Below are 23,412 nucleotides of genomic sequence, written 5' to 3' on the forward strand. Positions count from 1 at the left end.
AATTGTTTATTGTTCAATTGCGGCCGCAGCAATTTTACCCGAAGCCATTACGGCGGGTACACCGGCACCGGGATGCACACCTGCGCCTACAAAATATAAATTATCAAACCATTTTGATTTTACCTGCGGACGAAAATAGCCACTCTGCATCATAGATGGTTTAATTGAAAACGCAGCGCCTTTGTAACTGTTTAAATTGTTTTGAAAGTGTAACGGCGTTACTGCATGTTTAGCAACAATATTGCTTCTTAACTCCGGCAAATAGTTTTCTTCAAGAAAGCCGAGCACTTTATCTACATATTCATCCATCAACTCATTCCAGTTAATTTTTCCATCAAGATTGGGTACGAGTGATAATACGTAAAAGCAATCACAACCTTCCGGTGCAATGGTAGCATCTGTTTTGGAAGGCATATGCAGATACAATCCCAATTCTCTCGGTAAAATTTTCCGTTGAAAAATATCACGCATCAGTTTGTTGTATTTATTACCAAGAATCAGGTTATGATGCGACAGTTTACTGTTTGTATATTTCTTTTTGGTACCGAAATAAATCACCACTAATGAATTACTGTATTGCAAATTGCTGAGCCAGAAATTCATTTGCTTTGGTAAAAGTGTATTCGGGATATAATTTTTATATGCAAATGCCACATCGCCATTACACACTACCTCATCAGCTTCATATACTGAGCCATCTTTTAATTGTACACCTTTTGCCTGTTTGTTGTGAATGATGATTTGCTGTACTTCAGAATTGAGTTGAATGGTACCTCCACAGTCTTCAAACAATCTGCATAGTGCTTTCACAATGGCACCGGTGCCACCCATGCAATAATGAATACCCCATTGTTTCTCAAACTGAATGATGAGCCCGTAAATAGAAGGTGTATCAAATGGGTTGCCGCCCACCAGCAACGGATGAAAGGAGGCTACTTTCCTGATGAAATCATGTTTGATAAAATGGGCCGCAAATGCATACATGCTTCGCCACGTTCCTGTTTTTATTACATGCGGAAAAATGCGCAGGAAACTCCACAGCGTTGGAAAACTTTTTTCAGTAAAGGGATGAAACCAATGAAAAATATCCGTAACGCCTTTTATAAACTTTCGATAACCAGCAATATCATTCGGACTGTATTTTTTTATTTCTGCTTCCGTATGTTCCTGGCTTCTCCAGTAATCAAAATGATCACCTTTGCCATCAAAAATTCTGTAGAACGGATCTAAGGGCACCAGTGTCATATAATCTTCACGCTTCTTACCTGCCAGCTCAAACAGTTCGTCATATTGATGCGGCGCAGTAATAACAGTGGGGCCGCCATCAAACTTAAAGCCGTTTATCTCATATTGATATGCACGTCCGCCGGGTTTATCGTGCTTTTCAAAAATAATTACCTCATGCCCTTTGGCAGCCAAACGAATCGCTGCAGAAAGTCCGCCGAACCCGCTTCCAATCACTGCAATTTTTTTAGGCTGCTGCATGTATACTAATAACGCATGATAATGGTGAGAGAAGTTTCAGTGGTATGTTGAAACGCACATTGTTTATAACCGGGACCGCTGAAAAGATTTTTTACATTGTTGCTCACACCATAACCTTCTTTGGGAATGCCGAGCATGTTAGTGTTGAGTTCGCCATCATTGTTGGTATCATGAAATAACGCAATGGCATAAGTGCCCTTGGGTACATTACTGAATTCAAGCGTGGCTGTTCCGTTTACAGCGGTTCCTCTTGCAACTTTGTAAGCGGCTGAGGCATTGTCAGGAAATCCTTTGTCTGACGCAAACAATGCGGCCAGTATTTCACCTTTTTTGGCTGAAACACGGGTTACTTTTACTTTCACAACTGACGGCTGTGCGGCGGGTTGCTGAACCTGCAGTTTGATTACGGGAAACAGGTTGATAAAGAGAAAAATAAAAAACGACATGAAAGACTAAACAATCAGCCTGCCGGTTTGTTCATTAAGGCGTACATCGTTTTTTGAAAATACCGTCAGGAATTAAGCAAGTGCAAGTGTATGAAACATATAATCGGATTTATTGTCTCTCTTTTTGTTTTTTCTATTATAAACGCACAATCAACCGGTACCATTAATGGATTTGTTCGTAATGCCCGCACATTATCACCCTTAGAAGGTGCCACTATTAAAATTGTTAACAGTGATTTAATCACAACAGCCGATAAAAATGGTTTTTACACCATTTCCAATATTCCCACCAAAACATGGAATGTGGAAGTAAGTTTCAGTGGTTACCGGAGCGAAACAAAATTTGATGTTTCCGTAACATCAGGTAATGCAGTTGAACTGAATTTTGATTTAGAGCCGGAATACAAAGAGTTGAGCGGGGTGGTAGTGCAGCCGAAGTTTATTAAACCCGTGGGTGTGGTCAACTCTGTTCAAACGCTTGGCATCACAGAAATTGCAAAATACCCCGGTGCTAATTTTGATGTGGCAAAAGTAGTGCAGTCATTGCCGGGTGTTTCCGGTTCGGTTGGATTTAGAAATGATATTATCATTCGGGGTGGTGCACCCAATGAGAATACTTATTTCCTGGACGGAATTGAAATTCCCACTATTAATCACTTTGCTACACAGGGAGCTGCAGGTGGCCCTGTAGGTTTGCTCAATGTTTCATTTATTCAGGATGTTACCCTGCATACATCTGCATTTCCGGCAAAGTATGATAACCCGCTTTCGGGTGTGTTGCAGTTCAAACAACGTACCGGTAACCCGGAAAAATTTCAGGGAAACTTTCGTTTGAGTGCCAGCGAAGCGGCATTAACCACAGAAGGACCGCTGGGAAAGAAAAATGGAAAAACAACATTTTTGGCATCCGTACGTCGTTCCTACCTTCAATTATTATTTCAGCTAATTGAATTGCCTTTTCTTCCTGATTATTGGGATTATCAATATAAAATAACCCACAAGATCAACAACAAAAACGAACTCAATTTTATAGGTATTGGCTCCATTGATAATTTCACATTCAAACGTCCTGATAATCCTACGCTTGAGCAGATAGCTATTCTTGAACAAATTCCATTGAACACACAACGAACGAATACCATCGGTGTTTCATGGCGACATACCATCAACAACGGATTTACATTGCTATCAGTAAGTAATAATCGCTTGGTCAACACAGCTGATCAATTTCAAAACAATGAAAAGCCGGATGAAAAGGAACGCATCCTTGGTTACAAATCAACGGAGGATGAAACACGTCTGCGTTATGAAGTAAATTATAATGCCAATGGCTGGCAACTGAGTACAGGATTGGTGGGCATTTATGCTCGGTATAACAATTCTACCTTTCAACGTCGCCCGGGATATGTAGCTGATTATTTTACGGATATTAATTTCTTCCGTTATGGTTTGTTTGTAAACGGCAGCAAACGTTTTTTTGAAAACAGGCTATTACTTTCAGCAGGTTTAAGAGTGGATGGAAATACTTTCACCACCAATGGTAATGAGATTGGCCGTACGTTGTCGCCACGTATTTCAGCAAGTTATCGTGTGGCACCAAAGTTCAACATCAATGCATCGGCAGGCAGGTATTATAAAATTGCGCCTTACACCATTCTTGGCTTCCGGTTCAATGGTGTATTGGCTAATGAAAATGTAGAATATATCAAGAGTGATCATTTAGTAGCCGGGTTTGAATTCAATCCCAAATCATCAACCCGAATTACACTGGAAGGTTTTTATAAGTGGTATGATAACTATCCTGTTTCTATTGACAAAGGAATATCACTTGCTAATCTTGGCGGTGATTTTGGCGTACTGGGTAATGAACGTGTGAGTAGTAATGGAAGAGGTAAGACCTATGGTTTTGAATTTATGTACCAGGAACGGTTAACCAAAAACTTTTACGGTATTCTTGCTTATACTTTTTATTACAGTCTGTTTACAGGATTCGATAGAAATAAATACATAGCATCTGCATGGGATAACCGTCATCTTGTATCATTTACAGGAGGCTATAAATTTAAACGTAATTGGGAATTGGGCATTCGTTACCGTTACCAGGCAGGGGCACCCTTTACACCTTACAATACCTTTGAAAGCTTAGAAAACTATCCGTTTACGAATGCAGCGGTGCTTGATTATGCAAGAGTAAATTCAGAAAGACTAACCGGCTTTAATGCTATGGATGTGCGTCTTGATAAAAAATGGAATTTTAAAAAATGGAGCCTCGATCTGTTTTTAGATATACAGAATTTCTTCAACTCACAAAATCCAACAGCTCCGGGTTTTACATTGCAACGTACTGCTAATGGAAGTATTGCTACTGCCAATGGTCAGCCTTATAACCCGGGTGTGTTCGGTAATCCGGGAGCGCCTAATAATCGCCAGTTTGCTATTCCTGCCATACTGCCAAACAGCAGCGGATCCAGGTTACCCAGTATTGGTTTTGTTGCAGAGTTTTAAAACATTCATTCATAAAGGGGATTGCGGTTTTTATAATTGAAGTATAGTTTATAAACTCAAAACCTTAAAAGCAGTATTATTGTGCAGACAATCTTACTGCATGCTCTTTAATACGTTTGAATTCTTCATATTCTTCGTTGTTGTTTTTACCTTATACTATACCATCCCGGTAAGGTTTGTGGTTCTGTTCCTGTTGTTAGCCAGTTGTGTTTTTTACAGCTATTTTATTCCTGTTTATTTATTGGTGTTGCTGGCAGTTATTTTAATTGATTTTTTCTCTGCCCGGTGGATGGAGCAGCAGCCGCAACGGCGAAGATTGTATTTGGTGTTGAGTATCTGCAGCAATCTCGGTATCCTTTTTTTCTTTAAATATTACAATTTTGCTGTAACGGAAATTAATAGCCTTTTTGATACAAACTGGGTGCTCACTCACCTGATTCTTCCGGTGGGGCTTAGTTTTCACACGTTTCAATCGCTCAGTTATGTATTGGAAGTTTATCATGGCAGGTACCCTGCAGAGAAAAGGTTTTCAATCTTTGCTCTTTATGTAATGTACTTTCCGCAATTGGTAGCCGGGCCTATTGAGCCGCCACAAAATCTGTTGCACCAGTTTACTCAAAAAAGATTTTTTAATTGGGATAATGTTTTAAGTGGTTTACGTTTGGTTTGCTGGGGCTTATTTAAAAAAGCAGTCATTGCAGACAGGATTTCGTTTTATGTAGCAGGTGTATTTGATGCTCCCGCACAATATAATTCATGGCAGGTATTGCTGGGAGTTGTTTTTTTTACCATTCAGATCTATTGTGATTTCAGCGGTTATAGTGATATGGCAGTAGGGCTTTCCCGTTGTTTGAATATCAAACTCTCTTATAATTTTCAACGACCCTTCTTTGCTTCTAATATAAAAGAATTCTGGCGCCGGTGGCATGTAACCTTATCTGACTGGTTTAAAAACTACGTATATATTCCGCTGGGTGGCAACAGGCAGTTACTATTTATCAAACATGCTGCAGTTATACTCGTGGTTTTTTTTCTGAGCGGTGTATGGCATGGAGCAGGGTTTAATTACATATTGTGGGGCGTTTCCAATGGATTGCTTATTATCTTATACCTTATTGTTAAAAACTATTTCAAAGGTCTGCACAGGGCTCTTACAATATTTCCGTTGATGAATGTATTTTTCACTTGTTGTTTTGTTACGGCAACTTTTGTTTTTTTCAGGGCTCAAAACCTTGATCAGGCAGCAGCCGTATTTAACAAGCTTATTCATTTTTCAGGAAGTCTTGATCTGGGTGGAAATTTTCAACGCTTTGCATTCGGTACCATGAACCTGTTTTACATTTTTGCAGTTATATTGTTGATGGTATGGGTAGAGAAAAAAACGGATCCCGGTCTTTTGATCTTACAGCAAAAACCGGTAACAGATATTTTCTTTTTTATTGTAACAGTGAGTTTGATAGTATTTACAGGAGTGTTTTATAAACAGAGTTTTATTTATTTTCAGTTTTAATGAAAGCAGGTGTACGATTGATATGTATTACAGGTTGCCTTATGGTTTGTCTTTCAGTTTTAAATATACTGGGGAGGCGGGGCTACCGAATTCTTTATGAACATACCTATTACACATTAGATGAAGTGTTTGGAAAAAAGAAATCTGATTTTAATACGTTGATTATTGGCAACAGTATTTTTAAGTTCGGTGTAAATCCTTTTTATATTGATTCACTTACAGGATTACGTTCTGTTAATCTCGGTTATGCTGCCACAGGATTTATTACACAGGAATTCCTGGTGAGGGAGTACCTTCAAAATCATGCATCGCCACGGTGTATTATACTTGGTTATAGTCCTCATACATTTTATGGAGATGATGAGCCGAACAATAAATTACCCATGTATGATTATATGAATGATCGGGATATGGCAGCTTTCTTTAAAGCAAATGCTATTCCTTATGAAAGAGTAAAGTATATTCCGCTTTACAGGTATGTGTTGATGGATGAGTACAGCCGCTTTGGAATACTCAGTGCTTACAGGGGCACTGCTATGTTTCAACTACCCGGAACTTATCAATACAATGGGTTTTACAGCAATCGTCTCGATTCAAAAAAGGTATTAACATTTGCTGCATCAGAAGTACAGACACAACCGGTGGTAAATGAAAGCAACTCCGGGCTTTTTATGAAATAGTCAATGCCTGTACAAGCAATAATATTCAACTCATCCTGGTTCCGTACCCGCATCTTTATAATGAGGGAAAGTCAGTAGGGCATACTGAAGTAAAAACGATCCTGTCAACCTTACAAAATCAAAATAAGATAACGGTCTTAAAAGATGAAGTTTTTAATTTAACAGCAACTGATTTTTCTGACGGCACTCATCTCACTTTTGAAGGCTCGTGTAACTTTTCAAAGCAGATTGGAATAGCTGTGGATGCTCTTATTCAAAAATCGTTTTGATTGCTTTCGTTTAGTTAGACTTATTACATCTTTATGCAAAAAAAATCCCGCCATTACAGCGGGACTTTTCTTATTCATAATTTCTGGGTTTATATCCACCTCCACCTTTGTTGTATCCTCCACCACTGCTACCACCACCACGATAACCGCCTCCGCTACTGCCACCACGGTAGCCACCGCCTCCGCCACCGGAGTAACCTCCACCACCTCCACGATATCCACCACCACCACCGCCGGAGTATCCTCCTCCGCCACCTTGTGGTTTGTCTTCAGCTTTTTTAACCACCAACGGTTTTTTGCTGCGGCCTAACTGAATGTCATTGAGTAACTCAATAGCATCATTGCCATCTTCTTCTTTTTCCATGGTTACAAAACCAAATCCACGGCTCTTGCCTGTATTTCTGTCAATGGAAATTTTTGCGGAGAGTACTTTGCCGAACTTTTCGAAAATTTCTTCGAGTTCAGCATCATCTACATCATAGGGTAAACCGGCTACAAATAAGTTCATGATCGGAATTTGTGTAAAGCTAAGGAACAAATCGTGAAATTGCTCATTTCCGCAGCATTTCCTTGTAATAATACAGGTTCATGCCCGGCCGGCCTTTTTTAGTTGAGTTGATCATTGCCGTTGCTATTGTTGCAGCATCAATCGGTCGCCATGCAGCGGGAAGCAGTTTGGCAATCGTTTGAAAAATGACTCTGAATATTTTTTCACCAAGCCTTTGTTCTGTTCGTTTACCCATAATAAACGAAGGCCGGAAAATGTGAAAGCTTTGGTATTGAAAGGTTGCAATTACTTCTTCCACTTCTCCTTTTAAACGGTTATAAAAAATACGGGACTTACTGTTAGCTGTAGCGGCAGTAATAATGGCAAACTGTTGAAAGCCTGCTTCTTTTCCAAAACGTGCCGCATTCACCGGTATATCAAAGTCAATTTTACGGTAAGCGATTTCATCGCCTTTAACCTGCGAATTGGTTGTGCCGATGCAGCAAAAAATACAATCGCCGCTGCCCAGTTTTATTTTATAGTCTTCATAGTTATTAAAGTCTACGAGTTCAACCTGCAGCTTTGGATGTTGCAAGGCAACAGGTTTCCGTACAAGAATACGTACGGCATTGAATGCATCATCAGCTAATAACTGTTGCACAAGATGTGATCCAGTTAATCCGGTGGCGCCGATGACAACGGCGGTTTGTTGCTTCATAATTTATTACATTGCAGCAGCATGCAAGTTGAGCAAAATATTTCACTCCGGCAATTTAACAGCTTTGGTATTGATGTAACGGCAAGGCGGTTTGCTGCATTTCAAACTGAAGCGGAATTACAAGAGTTGTTGCATGCTTCTGCGCAGGACCAACGACTTGTTTTGGGTGGCGGCAGCAATATCCTGTTTACAAAAGATGTAGATGGATGGATATTGAAAAATGAAATCAAGGGAATTGAATTAATCAAAGAAGATGATGCTTTTGTGTATGTACGTGCCGGCGCTGGGGTGAACTGGCATGCCTTTGTGTTGTATTGTATTGAACGGAATTGGGCAGGTGTAGAAAACTTAAGTTTGATTCCGGGTAATGTTGGTGCCAGCCCTATGCAGAATATCGGTGCTTATGGTGTTGAAATTAAAGAGGTGATGGAAGAACTGGAAGCTTATCATATGCACGATGAAGCCAAAATTATTTTCTCCAATAAAGATTGCGCCTTTGGCTACCGTGAAAGTGTGTTTAAACGTACGTACAGGAATCAGTTTGTTATTTTAAATGTTACTTACAAGCTTCGTAAACAACCTGTTTTTAATATCAGCTATGGTGCTATCCGTGAAGAACTGGAAGCGATGGGTATAAAAGAGTTGAGTATAAAAGCTGTATCCAACGCCGTTATAAAAATCCGTTCTTCCAAACTGCCTGATCCAAAGTTCATTGGTAATGCAGGAAGTTTTTTTAAAAATCCAACCGTTTCAAAGCAACGTTATGATGCACTTAAAGCTCAATACCCGTTACTGGTAGGATATGCCAATACAGATGGAACAGTAAAACTCGCTGCCGGTTGGTTAATTGAACAATGCGGATGGAAAGGTTACCGGAAAGGGGATGCAGGTTGTCATGCAAAGCAGGCATTGGTATTGGTGAATTATGGAACTGCCAAGGGAATTGATGTGCTGGAACTGAGTGAAGCGATTGTAAAGAGTGTAGAGGAAAAGTTTGGTGTGGAACTGGAACGGGAAGTGAATTTATATTAGTCCTTGTATGGATCAATCTTTTTTATTTATATTGTCTAAAATTTATTTTATGAACAAAGTAGCTTTTCTTCTTCTCGGTTTTTGCATTATGTCCAATGCATTAAAAGCTCAATCTGATAAGTCAGCCAATTCAATGCCTGCTTCAAAAGCCATTTATGGTGAATTAGGAGGAAGCGGACTTGTGTTTTCTGCGAATTTTGATTCAAGGTTTAAAGGCCATAAAGGGTTAGGTTTCAGAGCAGGATTTGGATTTTTTGGTGCTGCTTCAGGAGGGGAAGCTGATGGCATTATTACAATCCCGGTTGGAATTAACTATCTGTTTGGAAAAGGAGAAGGGCCTCATCATTTTGAAATGGGCTTGACATACACTTATCTCTCTACGGCAAGTTCTACTTTTGGAGATCAAGAATCAACTTTCTTTTTTCACCCCCACTTCGGTTACCGTTTTACAAAACCAAGTAATAGTTTTAACGGACGGATATACATAGGGCCGCTTATCGGGGATGGGTTTGTGTTTTTTCCTTTTGGTGGATTGTCTGTTGGCTATACACTTCCTAACAGGAAATAAGGATTTAACTCACTGTCCAGCTCATTATAATATTTTCAAGAAACCGGTATTTTACATTGAGAGATACCGGTTTTTCTTTTTCAAAACTGCATTGTAATGTTCCTTCTTCATCAGTTCCATCCAGTTGCTGAATAAGGAGGTGTTGTTTAAAATCCACCCCGCCGGCGCCATACCATTTAAACATGGCTTCTTTAGCACTCCATAGTAAAGTAGCAGTTTGTAAAAGCTGGCTGCTGCTCATGGGTTGGTTGAGCAACTGCTTTTCATTCTCATTTAAAAATTTATGGATGATTCGGAAAATTTTTTCAGTGGGCTGTTCAATATCAATACCCACTCTTTGCTGAGCACTTGCAATAGCTGCTGCATAGTTGCCGCAATGTGAAATGGAAAAGTGATATTGCTCATCCGGCAGAAAAGGTTTGCGGGTATCAGCAATCAAAATTTCTTCCAGCGGAAAATCTTCAAACAAGGTGGGTAATAAATAACGACCTGCCAAATGCTGCAACCGCTTGTGCGGATGACTTACATCACGTTTCAACGGTACTTTGGCAAGAAAGAATTCTTCAGGCTCTTCAATGTGCCAAAGACCAAGCCTGGTGTTGCTGTTGATAGTATGTTGATAAACGAACGGCAAAATCCAATTTAAGATTTTAGATTGCAGATTTTAGATTGACTTTACAAAACTAAACCAAGCATATGATTTTATCAGATAAAAGAATTTTAGAGGAGATGGAGAAAGGCACTATTAAGATTGAACCCTATGACCGTTCTTGCCTTGGCAGTAATTCTTATGATGTACATCTCGGCAGCACACTCGCCACATACACTGAACATTTGATTGATGCTAAAAAACACAATCACATTGAAACCTTTGAAATTCCTGATGAAGGTTTTGTATTGTATCCGCATATTTTTTATCTCGGTGTTACACAGGAATACACAGAAACACATGCACATGTTCCATTCCTTGAAGGTAAATCATCAACAGGACGATTAGGTATCGACATTCATGCTACAGCAGGTAAAGGTGATGTGGGTTTCTGCGGCAACTGGACATTGGAAATTTCTGTAAAGCAACCTGTAAAAGTGTACAAAGGTATGCCCATTGGTCAGCTTATTTATTTTCCTGTGGAAGGGGAGATTGAAGTGAAGTACAATCAAAAAGCCAATGCCAAGTACAGCGGTCAGCCGAACAAGCCGGTGGAGAGTATGATGTGGAAGAATAAATTCTAAGTCATTGCTTTTTTCGATAAGCTATTAACCACCCCGTTACTTCATTATAACTGGCTATTCCTTTTCGCTGAGAGTTTTGACGTAAGTAAAAATCATAAAACGCATCCGTCCAGTTTTGTAAAAAGGTGCGGTGCTTAAGTGCAAACTCCCGCTCGGTTCTGATGTCACGCTTCACACCTTCATTCAACTGTTTGGCAATAGCTTTGGAAGCAACAGAATCCACTGCTCTTAAGTTGCCGATAGAATAGAGAAATATATCTAAGTAGGCAGAGTATTGCATGAGTGTATCCGGCGAATGGGTGGCAGCTAAAAATCCTACAAAGTTGGCTTCACTTTCACTCGCATATCCAATCTGGTGCGCCATTTCATGACAGGTTACAAAAGGCTGTACAAAATTGGGAATGCGGGTATTGATTTGCGCTTCACCGGTAAATGGATTGTAATAACCCTGGAAGCCTACATAGTTACCCAACTTACCAAATAAGGATGCTTTGATACTTTTATTTCTGTAACGCAGAAAGGAATATTGTTTTTCCAATTCTTTATAACCCTCCTGTGCGGCCTGAAACATTCTGCCTGTGTTCATCACTGTATCTTTCTTTTGCAGACAAATCTCTTTGCGATGGTTCACCTGCTCTACCAGGTATTGATTTAATGAAATGAGTTCTTCTTTTTTGAAAGCTCCGTTTTGCAAACCCAACTGGTGTTCTATTCCTTTACGGTAATAATTCAATCCCCAGAACAAATAGAAATACACATACACAAACAAGAGAATCAAACCGGCAGTAAGCAAAGGAGAGAGTTTCTTACCCCAACTGTCTTTTGGATGAAATAACCGTACAATAAATTGGCTGATGTTCCAAACCACCGACACCACTACTACCGAATAAATAAGATCGCCCAGGCTGATGGGTAACTTACCCAGCATTAACCGCAACACCGCAGCCAGCTTTGGAAAGAAACCCGTGGAATAATTGGCCTCCACCCAGCCGGGATAGCCCGATATGAAATAGATAAAAAGCGCCAGCAACAAAAGGGTAACAAGTACTGATATGCGGATTGCTTTTCGAAAGGACATACCTCAAAATTAAGGAATAGGTGAGTTATGGGTAGGTGGTAGCAGGTTGCGGATGTTTATTGGTCAGTCCCTGATTAAATAGATTAAGAATAACTCATAATGCTTCGTTTTTTCTGATCAATCAATATTCCCCGGCTGAGCCTAGCCCCGACCGCAGCGGAAATGGCCCCGCCCATGGTTTGCGGGAGCCATTGCAGCGTAGGGCGGGAATCCAAAGCCCCATCAGGGAAAAGACGCTCCTGCTCCTAAATATCTTTGCCAATACTTTGGCCTGAATGGGTTTTTCGGCTACCTTTGCAAACTCTTTTAAAAAGGGTATATGGCAAGCCGGCGTGAATATGAAATAGCGTTTGTGGGGTTGAAGCCCGGTCTGCACGAGTTCTTTTACGAGCCGGATGATAAGTTTTTTGAAGAATTTGGACCGCAGGACTTCCATAACTGCAAGGCAAACGTAAAACTGGTGCTGGAAAAAAACACCGGGTTTATGATGCTGAAGTTTGAAGTGGGAGGTACGGTAGAAGTAGGTTGCGACCGTTGTGGTAACGATCTGCCGCTGGAACTGTGGGACGAATTTGAAATGCTGGTGAAGATGACGGATGAGCCTGAGAAGATGAATGAAGAGGAAGAGAGCCCGGATGTGTTTTATATCAGTCGTACCGAGAGCCACCTGCATGTTAAAAACTGGATTTATGAATTTGTGAGCCTGAGCATTCCCATGCACAAGATGTGTAAGGAAAGCGAAATAGGCGGCCCCTTCTGCAATAAAGAAGTGCTGGCAAAATTGCAAAACATGAATCCGCAGCAGCCAGAAAACAAACAGATCTGGAAAGATTTAGATAAATTCAGAAACGAGTAAAATTTAAAGATATGCCTAATCCTAAACGCAGACATTCGCAGCAACGCAGTGCCAAGCGCCGTACACACTACAAAGCAGAAACTGTTACTTTGAGTAAAGACACTGCTACAGGTGATATGCATGTTCGTCATCGTGCACATGTGAGCGAAGGCAAACTGTACTACAAAGGAAAGTTAGTAGCTGAAAAAGCTCCTGCCAAAGCGTAACGCTTTTATACTTAATTTGCCTGCATGGTCATTGGTATTGACATGATGGGTGGCGACTACGCCCCTCAGCAGCCGCTGTTGGGCGTAGATTTGTTTTTAAAAGAACCTCCTTACGGAATAGAGTTGCACCTGATTGGTGACGAAGCCATCCTCCGGAAACATTACGTAAACATTCCCCCTGCTGTTAAATTTATTCATGCGCCTGAAGTGATTGGTATGCAGGAGCCGCCCACACGTGCCCTGCGTGAAAAACCCAACTCTTCCATGAGCGTAGGTTTTCAACTGCTGGCCGATGGTAAGATTGATGCTTTCATCAGCGCCGGTAATACAGGGGTGATGATGGTGGGTGTGTTTTACACGATTAAAGCCATTGAAGGTGTGATTCGTCCTACCATTTCAACGGTGATTCCCAAAGTGCAGGGCGGTTATGGTTTGTTGCTGGATGTGGGATTGCAGGCAGATTGTAAACCTGAAAATCTGTTGCAGAATGCCATCCTGGGCAGCATCTATGCACAGAATATTCTGGATATTGAAAATCCAACCGTTGGGTTGGTGAACATTGGGGAAGAGGAAGGGAAAGGCAATTTGCTCTCTCAAGCGGCTTACAAACTGCTCAAGGAAAACGAAAACATCAACTTCATTGGAAATATTGAAGGAAGGGAACTGCTTACAGGTAAAGCGGATGTAATGGTGTGTGATGGATTTACGGGCAATGTGATTCTGAAACTGGGCGAAAGTATTTTTGATATTGCCAAAACAAGGCATATAGATGAGGATGATTATTTCAAAAGGCTGAATTATGAAACCTATGGCGGCACACCCATTTTGGGAGTTGACAAGCCCGTGATTGTAGGGCATGGAATTTCCACAGCTACTGCCTTTAAAAATATGATTCTTCTGGCGGTAAAGATGATTGAAACAAGACTGCTGGAAAAGATGAAGGAGAAGTTTGTGACGGAGGAGAACAGTTAATAAGTAATCATGCTGATGTTGCTGTTGTTTAGAAGTATTCTATAGTAACAGTTATTACATTATTAGTTTATAAAATAGTAAAGGGCTGCCCTATACAGGCAGCCCTTCGATTTTAAAGATGAATGTTTCCTGAGTTATCGTTTGATAAAACTGATAGTTTGTATGGCCTGGTTATCTTTCCATGCAATGAGTTTGTAAAGACCGCCCGGCAGGTTAGATGTTGACAGGGTTTGAAATCCTGTGTTCAACGTTTTTAAAAGATGTGTTCTGCCGGCCATATCCATTACTTTAATCTGTGTTTGATTGGCAAATACAATCAGTTGTACATCACCGGTTGAAACGGTTGAAATTAACTGTACCATTTCATTGTCCACAACCTGTTTAACGGCTCTTATCTGCGATACATTTTCTTTTCCATCCAGATCCACCAACCGTAAACGGTAGTAATTTGTTTTTGCAGCCGGCGGGGTAGTATGTAAAAACTCATAGTATGCAGTTGAGCTGCTGTTGCCCTGCGCTTTCACTTCACCGGCGGCTGTATAATTTCTTCCGTCAGTTGAATGTTCAATTACAAAGTGAGAAGTGTTTTGTTCCTGTAAGGTATTCCAGTTGAGTCTTACAGCACCTTGTACCAGCTTAGCATCAAAACTTCCCCAAAGTGCCGGAAGCGTACCGGAGCCCTTTGTAGCAATAACACTATTGGAAGTGTATGAAACGGTATAGCCGGGAGGTAAGGTTGTTTGAGTAAATGTGCCTGTAATGGTTCCGGTAGTTGTAAGAATAGTATAAGATTGTTGTGGCGCTCCGAAGTTGTCTGTAATATTCAAACGGTTTCCGGTTAAAGTAATGTTTCCTGTAAGATCCAGTACGTTGTGACCGGTACCGGCACCTGAACCATTAAAAATCTCAATTCTGATAGTGGATGTCTGGCCGGATAAACCAGCATCATTAATGGTAAGTACACCCGGCGAATTACCCGGTTTAATTGTTCCTGTGTTTACAAGACTGCCGCTGGAGAAATTAAATCCGCCAATACCTTGTAGTATTCCGGCATTTGTGAAAGGCAACGTATTGTTGAGGAATGTAAAGGCTGAAAGTTTTTTAAACGTACCGCTGTTGATGAAAGCATTAGTACCACTGCCTTGCGCAATTCCTCTGTTAGATGTAAAGGTTTCATTTAACAAACCACTATTGGTAAAAACAGCGTTGTTGAAAATGATATTACCGGCCGTGAGCCCAGAACTCCAGTTGAAAGTTCCCTGGTTGATGAAATTGGCTGATAATGTTTTGTTGAAATTGCCACTCACGTTTGTAACAGCAGCTGCAGAAGTGGTTATTGGTATTGCTAAAGTGCCGCCGAACCAATCAAAACTGCCGTTGATCTGTGCTGTACCGGCACCGCTTATTGTTCTTAAATCGGAAAGAACGAGTTTACCATTGATCAGCAGTTCTGCTCCGGGTCCGTCAGTTAAACTGAGGTTGGCTGATTGTACACTTAAAACCCCTCCGCTGTTTACAATCACCTGGTCGGCAGTAACGGCTGCATCAATTTCAAGACTATCAGTTCCTGCAATGGTAATAACTCCTCCGTTGGTACTGTTTGGAATAACAGAGGTGGTAACCCATGCTGCTCCATCAAAACGTCTCCAGTTGGATGCTGTATTCCATCTTCCTCCTGTTGGTTTGGGAGCAGCGGAACGGTAGTCGCCCACATTGGGCGAAAAATCGGTTGTATTTCGTTCGTAAAGAAGAAACCATTCATAAAGGTTCAAACTATCTTGTGTAGCACCGGTTCCTCTTACTGCAGAGCCATTAGTGTTAGGTGCAACGGGTATACCTCCGGCGGCACATCCATTAGTACAGTTACCATTATTACCATAGTAGCTAATGGTTGGTCTGAAGGAAGGATTGTACATCTGGTTCCATGCAGAGTGACCCACTCCGGCCAATACTGTTAATTTGTTAGGTGGTACCGGATTGAGCAGATTCGTACTGTCATGGTAACGTATATCGGTACTTAAAAGGTAATCAGCATCTCCGGCTACCGTCCACATTTTAACGCCATACTGTGAGCCGAACTTCAATCCCTGTTCCACTTCAACGGCTGTATAACCATTGCTGGCATTGGTACCGGCACTGCTGGCAGTAGCCATGGCCGCAAAGTTTTTAATAAACAGGGAATCCCTGCTTCCAAAGGTTGAAAAGGTACCACCGCCCCCGGCTGATAAACCGGTGAGGTAAATACGTCTTCTGTCAACCCTGTATTTGTTTAAAATGGCCGGCAGTATATGTTTGAGCTCTGTGTAATTATAACTCCAGGTAGGAGCTTGAGGAGACACAACAATAAAACTGTCCTGTACGCCGGTGCGGGGATTTACAGCCACTGCATTAAAGCCATTGGCAATACGGTTCGGAAGCCCGGTATTGTTTACACGGGATAAGTTTGCAAGACCGGTACCGGCTTCACCTGATCCATGAAGGAAGATGATGAGCGGATACTCCCTCGTTGTGCTGTTATACGTTTGAGGAAGCCAGGTGAGGGCATAAGTGGTGCCGCCCCAGGCATTGATCGGAAATTGCTCGGCTATCTGACGGCCGATGATTGTTTGACTTTTAACCGCTAAAGACATGCATACAGCCATGCATGTACATAGGAGTACAATTTTTTTCATCACAGGATATGGTTTTAAAATTTAGCGGTGTTTTCACAGGGTTATGCAGAGTTATACCATTATAGTGCCATGTTCCTTCCGTAAAGGACTAAATTTCAAAATAAACATGAAACCGTAATGATTAACTAAGTAAAAATGCTTACCTGTATATTAACAAATCATAAAAGAACTGGTCAGTGATTTAGAAGCAGCAGAACTGTGATTGTAGAGGTATGGAGGATGTAACAGCAGAAAAATGGAAAAGTTTATGGAAAACACGATGCGGTTATAGTTCTGCCCTATTTGCTTTTTTAAGGCACAAAAGCTTACAGGTGTTAAGTTATGTACATAAAAAAACCACGCATTTGCGTGGTTTGTGATCCCGCTGGGACTCGAACCCAGGACCCCAACATTAAAAGTGTCGTGCTCTACCAACTGAGCTACGGAATCATCCAAACGTTTCCGTTTTTGGGAGTGCAAAAATAGGGTAATTCAGTATCGCTCCCAAACTTTCAAAAAAAATGTTTTCACATCTTTCCACATCTTTCAACTTTTGATGCATCAGCACCGCTTATTTTTGCTACAAATCAAGTAATACAAATGGAATTTTTAAAGAATAAAGTGGTTGTTATTACAGGTGGCAGCGATGGAATTGGTAAAGCATTGGTGGAATTAGCGTTAAACAGTGGTGCTAAAGTTGCAACCTGTGCCCGCAATCATGATAAACTCTATCAACTGCAAACTCTTTATTCAGGAAAACCCCTTCATACAGAAGTGAGTGATGTGAGTAAAGAAGATGACTGTAAACGTTTTATTCAACATGCCATTGAAAATTTCGGTGGTATTGATATCCTCATCAACAATGCCGGCATTTCAATGCGGGCAGAATTGAAAGAAGCAGATCCTTCTGTTATCCGCAAAGTGATGGGCATAAATTTTTTTGGAATGGTCTATTGCACCAAATATGCACTTGATTCCATCGTCAGTCGCAAAGGAACGATTGTGGGTGTATCATCAGTAGCCGGTTATCGTGGCTTACCGGGCAGAACCGGATACAGTGCTTCAAAGTTTGCGATGCAGGGATTCCTGGAATCTTTACGTACAGAGTTGTTGCAAAGCGGTACACATGTTATGTGGGTTTGCCCCGGCTTTACGGCCAGCAATATCCGAAATGCAGCGCTGCAGAAAGATGGATCTTCTCAAGGCTATTCAACGCTGGATGAAGCAGGCTTGATGACGGCCGAACAATGTGCACTTATTACTTATGAAGCCATTGGCAAACGCAAACGAACTCTTGTGTATACATTCAACGACAGGCGAACGATTTTTCTTTCCAAATTTTTTCCGGGTTTTGCAGATAAAATGGCTCATAAATTCTTTTATAAGAACAATGAGTTGGTTAAATGAAATTGTTTGTTGCTGCATTTACCTGTTCTTTGCAGTTTGATTTTTTGATTTACTATTTTTACCTGATAATCATTAACCATTCATGCCTCTCATAACACTTACTTCAGATATTGGAAAGCAGGATTATCTTTCCGCTGCAGTGAAAGGGGTATTAATGAAAATGGATCCTTCCTTTCAGTTGGTGGATGTTACCCATGAACTTCATCCCTTCAATGATTCCCAGGCGGCTTATGTTATCCGTAATACCATCAAACAATTTCCGGCCGGTACCTTTCATATCATATTGGTGAATTTATTTCAATACCCGCCGGAGCATATGTTGCTGGTAAAGCACCGGGATCAATACCTGTGTCTGGCAGATAACGGACTCATCACAATGATACTGGAAGAAACACCGGAACAGGTGGTGGCCTTACCGCTCGATAAATCCTATCACCGCAATACACTTTATTGTACAGAAGTGATGGGTCGGGCTATTGCTGCTGTTGCCACCGGCAAAACGCTGCCGCAGTTAGGCGATGCATCTGTTTCCATTCAGGTACGCAACCCGCTTCGCCCACTTACCACCGGCAATTCCATTGAAGGGCAAATCATCTTTATTGATCATTTTGAAAATGTAATTGTGAATATTACCCGTGACGATTTTGAAGCACAGCGTAAAGGCCGCCGTTTTAAAATTGCATTTAAACGGGATGAAGTGATTGATAAACTCAGTGAAACCTATGCCGATGTTCCTGAAGGAGAAAAGCTGGCCCTGTTTAACTCAGCCGGTTATCTTGAAATTGCAGTAAACAAAGGAAATGCGGCGGGTTTGTTTGGTCTCCAGGGTTTTTCTGAAAAGAATATCAGCCAATACACACAAAGCAGGTTGTTTTACCAAACCATCAGAGTGTTTTTTGAGTAAGTGAATTCCGGGATAACTGCGTCTTGTTAAAACCATTTCAAATCCTTCGTTTCTACCTGCATCTCCTTATTTTTGCCTGCCCCCTTAAAAAGGGTATCAAAACCAATTCTCAACTATGAATTTTCAAAAGGTTAACAACATTACAGGTTGGATTGTAGGCCTTATTGCCTGCAGCGTTTATATTTTAACCATGGAGCCTACAGGCAGTTTGTGGGACACCGGTGAGTTTATTTCAAGTGCGTATAAATTGCAGATACCGCATCCGCCGGGAGCGCCGCTGTTTATATTGCTGGGCCGCTTGTTTTCTATGGTTACTCCCAATGATGCTGCAGTAGGTGTTAACCTCTTATCAGCATTGGCCAGTGGTTTTACCATTATGTTTCTTTTCTGGACCATCACACATTTCAGCCGCCGTTTGTTTTATAAAGCACAGGACGAGTTAACCGGTAATGCCTTGTTTAATGTAATGGCAGCCGGCGTTATCGGTTCTTTAGCATACACATTCAGTGATTCATTCTGGTTCAGCGCTGTGGAAGGCGAGGTGTATGCATTGAGTTCTTTCTTTACAGCTGTTGTATTCTGGATGATCTTAAAGTGGGATCATGAAGATGAAAAAGCCGGTGATGATGATTTAAAACGTACCCATGCTGAGCGCTGGATTGTACTCATCTTCTTCATGATGGGTTTGAGTATCGGTGTACACTTATTAAACCTCTTAACCATTCCCGCCATTGTAATGGTGTATTACTTCCGCCGTTACAAACCTACCTGGAGCGGTGGAATCATTGCATTTATTATTGGTTGTGTAATAACAGGTGTGGTACAGAAAGCTGTGATCCAATGGAGCATTTCCGGGGCCGGTTTATTTGATCGTTTGTTTGTAAACGATTTTGGTCTTCCGTTCTTTAGTGGCTTTATCTTTTTCTTTTTCTTAGTGGCGATTCTTATATGGGTTGGTTTACGCTGGGCCCATGCGAATCATAAACGCTTTTTGCGTTTGGGTTTATGGAGTTTTGCCTTCATGTTGATTGGTTATTCTACTTACATGACTACGATGATCCGTTCTAATGCAGATCCTTCTGTAGATATGAATGATGTAAATAACCCCATGGCATTGGTGAGTTATCTAAGTCGTGAACAATATGGTGATGTTCCTCTTTTAAAAGGCCAAATGTTTACTGCTGAAGCGGATTATGAAGAAGTTGGAGATCAATATCAACGTGTGGGTGACAAATATGAAATAGTTGGTAAAAAACGTAAAGCCGTTTATCCTGCTGAGCAAACAATGATTTTCCCACGTGTATGGGATGCCAGTAACGACCAGGGGCATGCTGATTACTATGCCAGTTTCCTCGGTATTCAAAAAGTGCAGGACCGTCAAACAGGGAAGATTTCCTACGAGCGTGATCCAGATATGGCTGATAATATCAAGTTCTTCTTTGGTTACCAGGTAAACATCATGTACTGGCGTTATTTTATGTGGAACTTCAGCGGTAAGCAAAATGATGTGCAGGGTGTGGGTGAAAAAAGAAATGGTAACTGGATTACCGGTATCAACTTCATTGATAATATCCGGTTAGGTAAGCAGGAATTAATGCCCGATAGTTTAAAGAACAACCAGGCGCATAATAAATTATTTGCACTGCCCTTTATTTTAGGTGTATTGGGTTTTGCGTTCCAGTATTATAAAAACCGAAAAGATTGGTTGGTGGCTACCTTACTGTTCTTCTTCACCGGTTTGGCCATTGTACTTTACCTGAACCAGGCTGGTCCGCAGCCACGTGAGCGTGATTATGCTTATGTGGGAAGCTTCTATGCATTTGCCATCTGGATTGGTTTAGGATTTTACCAGGTAAAGGAATGGTTTGATAAGTTTTTGAAAGGGGCCGTTTCTTCTTATGCAGCAGCGGGTTTATGCATGGTAGCTGTTCCTTTATTGATGGCACAGCAGGAGTGGGATGATCATGACCGCAGTAAAAAAACATTAGCTCCTGATCTTGCTACTAACTACCTGGAAAGTTGTGCGCCTAATGCTATCGTGTTTACAGTGGGTGATAACGATACGTATCCATTATGGTATGCACAGGAAGTAAAAGGAGTTCGTCCGGATGTACGTGTAGTAAACACGAGTCTTTTGGGAACAGATTGGTATATTAACCAGTTACGTTATAAAGTAAATGAAAGCGCTCCGTTTGATGTAATCTGGAATGAATCACAGATTGCGGGGGATAAGCGAAATGTAGCATACTATATTCCTTATTCACAAACTCCTGATACCAGCTACTATGATTTGTTCAGTTTAATGAAAGACCAGGTGGGTAGCGATGATCCTTCCAAAATGTATCGGACGCCTGCAGGTGATTTGCTGAACTTCTTTCCTGTAAAGCGTGTGTTTGTACCGGTTGATAAAAATCTTGTACGGGCCAACGGAACTGTTTCAGCTAAAGACAGCAATATTGTAGACCAGGTGAAATTTGAAATTGCCAAAGGTTATTTGTTTAAAAACGACCTGGCTATTTTAAATATCATTGCTGCCAATAAATGGAAGCGTCCTATTTATTTCACACAACCATTAGGTCTTGGTTTTGATGAATTCCTCCGCCAGGATGGATTAACATGGCGGTTGGTGCCATTGGCCAATGTAGGCAATACCGTAAATGTTGATTGGATGCTGGATAAAATCAATAATAAATTCAAATACGGCAGCGCCGATAAAAACGGAGTTTATTTTGATGAAGAAAACCGCAGGCATTTAACCAGCATCCGTAATGCACATACCATTCTTGCTATGAACCTTAATATGCTGGGCCGTAAAGAGGAAGCTAAGAAAGTATTGCAGCGGGCTGATAAGATGATTTCAGAAAAAAATATGCCTTATGCTATGGCCAGCCGTTATGGTAATGATCATAATGAAAAGAGCATCTACTTTGGTATGGCTGCTTTTGAAGCCGGCGATGCAGAACTGGCGAAGAAAGTATTAGAGCAGGTGAAGAAAGATTGCCAGCAGCAGGTAGCTTATTATGAATCATTACAGGATGAAGAAATCGGTCCTTCACAGAATTACGAATATGAAAAAGCTAAAGAATACATTACGATGATTGACAGTATTCTCAAGCAATATGGCGCCGGTGCCAAACCATCGGCAGAGCAGACGCCGGTAATTAAAAGCCCGGTGGATACTCCTAAAAAATAAAACAGAAAGCCCCGCAAAATGCGGGGCTTTTTCTATGAGAAAAGTTAGATATTATAATTGTTTCAGCATCCAGCGATCACAACCAAAATGGCCGCTGTTACCCAAAGGACCATCCAGGTATTCAAACCCGAATAACTCATACACTTTCAATGCTTGCTTTAGTTCGGGCATAGTTTCAAGGTACACCTGTTCATAGCCGTTTTGTTTGGCCCATTGCAGGCAATGTTCAATGAGTGTACGGCCAAGGCCTTTACCTCTTGCATCTTTGTGCAAATACATTTTCACCAGTTCACAGGTTTTGTTCGGTAATCCATCCGTTGGAAAAATACCGCCTCCGCCGAGTAACGCACCATTTTCTTCAGCAATAAAGTAAACACTGCCGGGTGTTTTGAAAAGTTCATACAAAGCATCTGTTGTACTGTCGTAGTAAACGGTTCCGGGTTTGTTGGCACCAAACTCAGCTAATGATTCCCTGATGATGATGGCTAATGCCCCGTTATCTTTTTGTTCAATGGGTCTGATGTGGATAGACATGCGTCAAAACTAAAAAAAAGAAAAACGTGCTGTTGCATTCCTTTGATGGCAGGTATAAAAAAGGCTCCCTGCAGGTAAGACAGGAAGCCCGGTATAACGGATCAACAAATCCTATTGTTTAATCAACTGTCCCCTGATCTCTCCTCCTCCGAAATTGGAAGTGTGCAGGTTTACATAATACAAACCACTTGTAAGATCAGTTTCCTGGTCAGTAGTTAATGCGGCTGAAGTGTAAACAAAACCACTTGGCTGCGGTGTACCGAAATTAAATACGACAGAACCGTTTGATCCTGCGGCAGCTTTATGAACATGCCAGGCTGTTAATGCAGCACTCAGGCCTGTATAAGTAATGGTAACCGTAAGCACTTTTGTTTGCTGGTCAAATTTAGCATTGGCCTCACCGGTTGCGGTAGAAGTATTAGCAGGCACTTCATTAGCACCCGATAGCACGGCTTTAAAACTAAGAGGCGCCGGTGGGGCCGGAGGGTCTTTTTCTTTTTTGCACGCAGCAAATCCAAGGGATAAGAACAGCAGTGCCAGGAACATTTGCTTCATAACTATTTTATTTTAGTGAAGAAATCGAAACAGAAATCTGTTATTAATCCTAACAAGTTAGTGTGGGTATGAACACCGCTCAAAACAAACTGTACTGAAAGGGAAGAATGATTGTCTGAAAGA

The 23,412-nt window shown here is 41.2% G+C and carries 21 protein-coding genes and 1 tRNA gene; 12 read left to right on the forward strand and 10 right to left on the reverse strand.

Translation table 11 applies throughout. The features are described 5' to 3' along the window. Positions 1–6: 6 nt before the first annotated feature. Positions 7–1,485, reverse strand: coding sequence for a phytoene desaturase family protein (crtI, locus tag PDL71_RS06460; RefSeq protein ID WP_407526977.1), 1,479 nt, complete (start codon positions 1,483–1,485; stop codon positions 7–9). Between the two features lie 5 nt (positions 1,486–1,490). Next, positions 1,491–1,931, reverse strand: a complete 441-nt coding sequence (locus tag PDL71_RS06465) for a DUF2141 domain-containing protein (protein ID WP_407526980.1) — start codon at positions 1,929–1,931, stop codon at positions 1,491–1,493. Positions 1,932–2,021: 90 nt separating this feature from the next. Here PDL71_RS06465 and PDL71_RS06470 point away from each other — a divergent pair, with 90 nt between their 5' ends. The 3 genes from PDL71_RS06470 (at position 2,022) to PDL71_RS06480 (ending at position 6,626) form a co-directional block, all read left to right on the forward strand. Further along, entirely contained in the window at positions 2,022–4,436 is a 2,415-nt protein-coding gene (locus PDL71_RS06470; RefSeq protein WP_407526983.1) for a TonB-dependent receptor, read from the forward strand. 100 nt (positions 4,437–4,536) lie between these two features. Further along, entirely contained in the window at positions 4,537–5,946 is a 1,410-nt protein-coding gene (locus PDL71_RS06475; RefSeq protein ID WP_407526986.1) for an MBOAT family O-acyltransferase, read from the forward strand. Then, positions 5,946–6,626 (forward strand): hypothetical protein, encoded by a 681-nt coding sequence (locus PDL71_RS06480; protein WP_407526988.1) that lies wholly within the window; start codon positions 5,946–5,948, stop codon positions 6,624–6,626. The genes PDL71_RS06475 and PDL71_RS06480 overlap by 1 nt, the downstream gene beginning before the upstream one ends. Positions 6,627–6,965: 339 nt before the next feature. Here PDL71_RS06480 and PDL71_RS06485 read toward each other — a convergent pair whose 3' ends face one another. Beyond that, a complete protein-coding gene (locus PDL71_RS06485) occupies positions 6,966–7,403 on the reverse strand; it encodes an RNA recognition motif domain-containing protein (protein WP_407526990.1) in 438 nt (145 codons plus the stop codon). A gap of 43 nt (positions 7,404–7,446) precedes the next feature. Further along, positions 7,447–8,100, reverse strand: a complete 654-nt coding sequence (locus tag PDL71_RS06490) for an NAD(P)H-binding protein (protein WP_407526993.1) — start codon at positions 8,098–8,100, stop codon at positions 7,447–7,449. Positions 8,101–8,121: 21 nt separating this feature from the next. Between PDL71_RS06490 and murB the strand changes: the two genes are divergently transcribed. Both murB and PDL71_RS06500 read left to right on the forward strand, forming a co-directional pair. Next, positions 8,122–9,132 (forward strand): UDP-N-acetylmuramate dehydrogenase, encoded by a 1,011-nt coding sequence (gene murB / locus PDL71_RS06495; protein ID WP_407526996.1) that lies wholly within the window; start codon positions 8,122–8,124, stop codon positions 9,130–9,132. A gap of 49 nt (positions 9,133–9,181) precedes the next feature. Continuing rightward, positions 9,182–9,700, forward strand: coding sequence for a hypothetical protein (locus PDL71_RS06500; protein WP_407526999.1), 519 nt, complete (start codon positions 9,182–9,184; stop codon positions 9,698–9,700). A gap of 4 nt (positions 9,701–9,704) precedes the next feature. Here the strand turns inward: PDL71_RS06500 and PDL71_RS06505 are convergent, their stop codons facing one another. Next, positions 9,705–10,334 (reverse strand): 4'-phosphopantetheinyl transferase family protein, encoded by a 630-nt coding sequence (locus PDL71_RS06505; RefSeq protein WP_407527001.1) that lies wholly within the window; start codon positions 10,332–10,334, stop codon positions 9,705–9,707. A gap of 62 nt (positions 10,335–10,396) precedes the next feature. Here PDL71_RS06505 and dcd point away from each other — a divergent pair, with 62 nt between their 5' ends. Further along, positions 10,397–10,933 carry a dCTP deaminase gene (gene dcd / locus PDL71_RS06510; protein ID WP_407527004.1) on the forward strand — a complete coding sequence of 179 codons (537 nt, stop codon included), beginning with the start codon at positions 10,397–10,399 and terminating at the stop codon, positions 10,931–10,933. 1 nt (position 10,934) lies between these two features. On the opposite strand, the gene PDL71_RS06515 is transcribed toward dcd, so the two are convergent. Next, a complete protein-coding gene (locus tag PDL71_RS06515; RefSeq protein ID WP_407527006.1) occupies positions 10,935–12,011 on the reverse strand; it encodes a DUF3810 domain-containing protein in 1,077 nt (358 codons plus the stop codon). 319 nt (positions 12,012–12,330) lie between these two features. Here PDL71_RS06515 and PDL71_RS06520 point away from each other — a divergent pair, with 319 nt between their 5' ends. Genes PDL71_RS06520 through plsX form a run of 3 tightly spaced genes read left to right on the forward strand, consistent with a single transcriptional unit; the run spans position 12,331 to position 14,045 of the window. Beyond that, positions 12,331–12,867 carry a YceD family protein gene (locus PDL71_RS06520; RefSeq protein ID WP_407527007.1) on the forward strand — a complete coding sequence of 179 codons (537 nt, stop codon included), beginning with the start codon at positions 12,331–12,333 and terminating at the stop codon, positions 12,865–12,867. A gap of 11 nt (positions 12,868–12,878) precedes the next feature. Beyond that, positions 12,879–13,073 (forward strand): 50S ribosomal protein L32, encoded by a 195-nt coding sequence (gene rpmF / locus PDL71_RS06525; protein ID WP_407527010.1) that lies wholly within the window; start codon positions 12,879–12,881, stop codon positions 13,071–13,073. Between the two features lie 24 nt (positions 13,074–13,097). Next, entirely contained in the window at positions 13,098–14,045 is a 948-nt protein-coding gene (gene plsX, locus PDL71_RS06530) for a phosphate acyltransferase PlsX (protein ID WP_407527013.1), read from the forward strand. 134 nt (positions 14,046–14,179) lie between these two features. Here plsX and PDL71_RS06535 read toward each other — a convergent pair whose 3' ends face one another. Beyond that, the gene (locus PDL71_RS06535) at positions 14,180–16,675 is read right to left on the reverse strand and encodes a hypothetical protein (protein ID WP_407527015.1); all 2,496 of its coding nucleotides are present in this window, start codon (positions 16,673–16,675) and stop codon (positions 14,180–14,182) included. A gap of 398 nt (positions 16,676–17,073) precedes the next feature. Next, positions 17,074–17,146 (reverse strand) — tRNA-Lys (locus PDL71_RS06540). A gap of 150 nt (positions 17,147–17,296) precedes the next feature. Between PDL71_RS06540 and PDL71_RS06545 the strand changes: the two genes are divergently transcribed. The 3 genes from PDL71_RS06545 to PDL71_RS06555 all read left to right on the forward strand — a co-directional run bounded on the left by PDL71_RS06545 (position 17,297) and on the right by PDL71_RS06555 (position 22,200). After that, positions 17,297–18,103, forward strand: coding sequence for an SDR family oxidoreductase (locus PDL71_RS06545; protein ID WP_407527018.1), 807 nt, complete (start codon positions 17,297–17,299; stop codon positions 18,101–18,103). Positions 18,104–18,185: 82 nt separating this feature from the next. Then, positions 18,186–19,007, forward strand: a complete 822-nt coding sequence (locus PDL71_RS06550; protein ID WP_407527021.1) for an S-adenosyl-l-methionine hydroxide adenosyltransferase family protein — start codon at positions 18,186–18,188, stop codon at positions 19,005–19,007. A gap of 115 nt (positions 19,008–19,122) precedes the next feature. After that, a complete protein-coding gene (locus tag PDL71_RS06555) occupies positions 19,123–22,200 on the forward strand; it encodes a DUF2723 domain-containing protein (RefSeq protein ID WP_407527023.1) in 3,078 nt (1,025 codons plus the stop codon). 51 nt (positions 22,201–22,251) lie between these two features. Here the strand turns inward: PDL71_RS06555 and PDL71_RS06560 are convergent, their stop codons facing one another. Beyond that, positions 22,252–22,734 carry a GNAT family N-acetyltransferase gene (locus tag PDL71_RS06560; RefSeq protein WP_407527026.1) on the reverse strand — a complete coding sequence of 161 codons (483 nt, stop codon included), beginning with the start codon at positions 22,732–22,734 and terminating at the stop codon, positions 22,252–22,254. A gap of 111 nt (positions 22,735–22,845) precedes the next feature. Beyond that, entirely contained in the window at positions 22,846–23,289 is a 444-nt protein-coding gene (locus PDL71_RS06565; RefSeq protein WP_407527028.1) for a CHRD domain-containing protein, read from the reverse strand. Positions 23,290–23,412: the final 123 nt, after the last annotated feature.

Source organism: Lacibacter sp. MH-610 (genome assembly GCF_045780045.1).
Lineage (GTDB): Bacteria > Bacteroidota > Bacteroidia > Chitinophagales > Chitinophagaceae > Lacibacter.

What these genes read in the sequence shown, in the direction of transcription:
- PDL71_RS06500 (WP_407526999.1), top strand. Translation starts at nt 9,182, where the DNA reads ATGAACAAAGTAGCTTTTCTTCTTCTCGGTTTTTGCATTATGTCCAAT.
- PDL71_RS06535 (WP_407527015.1), bottom strand. Translation starts at nt 16,675, where the DNA reads ATGTCTTTAGCGGTTAAAAGTCAAACAATCATCGGCCGTCAGATAGCC.
- PDL71_RS06475 (WP_407526986.1), top strand. Translation starts at nt 4,537, where the DNA reads ATGCTCTTTAATACGTTTGAATTCTTCATATTCTTCGTTGTTGTTTTT.
- rpmF (WP_407527010.1), top strand. Translation starts at nt 12,879, where the DNA reads ATGCCTAATCCTAAACGCAGACATTCGCAGCAACGCAGTGCCAAGCGC.
- PDL71_RS06470 (WP_407526983.1), top strand. Translation starts at nt 2,022, where the DNA reads ATGAAACATATAATCGGATTTATTGTCTCTCTTTTTGTTTTTTCTATT.
- PDL71_RS06480 (WP_407526988.1), top strand. Translation starts at nt 5,946, where the DNA reads ATGAAAGCAGGTGTACGATTGATATGTATTACAGGTTGCCTTATGGTT.
- crtI (WP_407526977.1), bottom strand. Translation starts at nt 1,485, where the DNA reads ATGCAGCAGCCTAAAAAAATTGCAGTGATTGGAAGCGGGTTCGGCGGA.
- dcd (WP_407527004.1), top strand. Translation starts at nt 10,397, where the DNA reads ATGATTTTATCAGATAAAAGAATTTTAGAGGAGATGGAGAAAGGCACT.
- PDL71_RS06555 (WP_407527023.1), top strand. Translation starts at nt 19,123, where the DNA reads ATGAATTTTCAAAAGGTTAACAACATTACAGGTTGGATTGTAGGCCTT.
- PDL71_RS06485 (WP_407526990.1), bottom strand. Translation starts at nt 7,403, where the DNA reads ATGAACTTATTTGTAGCCGGTTTACCCTATGATGTAGATGATGCTGAA.
- PDL71_RS06520 (WP_407527007.1), top strand. Translation starts at nt 12,331, where the DNA reads ATGGCAAGCCGGCGTGAATATGAAATAGCGTTTGTGGGGTTGAAGCCC.
- PDL71_RS06565 (WP_407527028.1), bottom strand. Translation starts at nt 23,289, where the DNA reads ATGAAGCAAATGTTCCTGGCACTGCTGTTCTTATCCCTTGGATTTGCT.
- PDL71_RS06550 (WP_407527021.1), top strand. Translation starts at nt 18,186, where the DNA reads ATGCCTCTCATAACACTTACTTCAGATATTGGAAAGCAGGATTATCTT.
- PDL71_RS06515 (WP_407527006.1), bottom strand. Translation starts at nt 12,011, where the DNA reads ATGTCCTTTCGAAAAGCAATCCGCATATCAGTACTTGTTACCCTTTTG.
- plsX (WP_407527013.1), top strand. Translation starts at nt 13,098, where the DNA reads ATGGTCATTGGTATTGACATGATGGGTGGCGACTACGCCCCTCAGCAG.
- PDL71_RS06465 (WP_407526980.1), bottom strand. Translation starts at nt 1,931, where the DNA reads ATGTCGTTTTTTATTTTTCTCTTTATCAACCTGTTTCCCGTAATCAAA.
- PDL71_RS06560 (WP_407527026.1), bottom strand. Translation starts at nt 22,734, where the DNA reads ATGTCTATCCACATCAGACCCATTGAACAAAAAGATAACGGGGCATTA.
- murB (WP_407526996.1), top strand. Translation starts at nt 8,122, where the DNA reads ATGCAAGTTGAGCAAAATATTTCACTCCGGCAATTTAACAGCTTTGGT.
- PDL71_RS06545 (WP_407527018.1), top strand. Translation starts at nt 17,297, where the DNA reads ATGGAATTTTTAAAGAATAAAGTGGTTGTTATTACAGGTGGCAGCGAT.
- PDL71_RS06490 (WP_407526993.1), bottom strand. Translation starts at nt 8,100, where the DNA reads ATGAAGCAACAAACCGCCGTTGTCATCGGCGCCACCGGATTAACTGGA.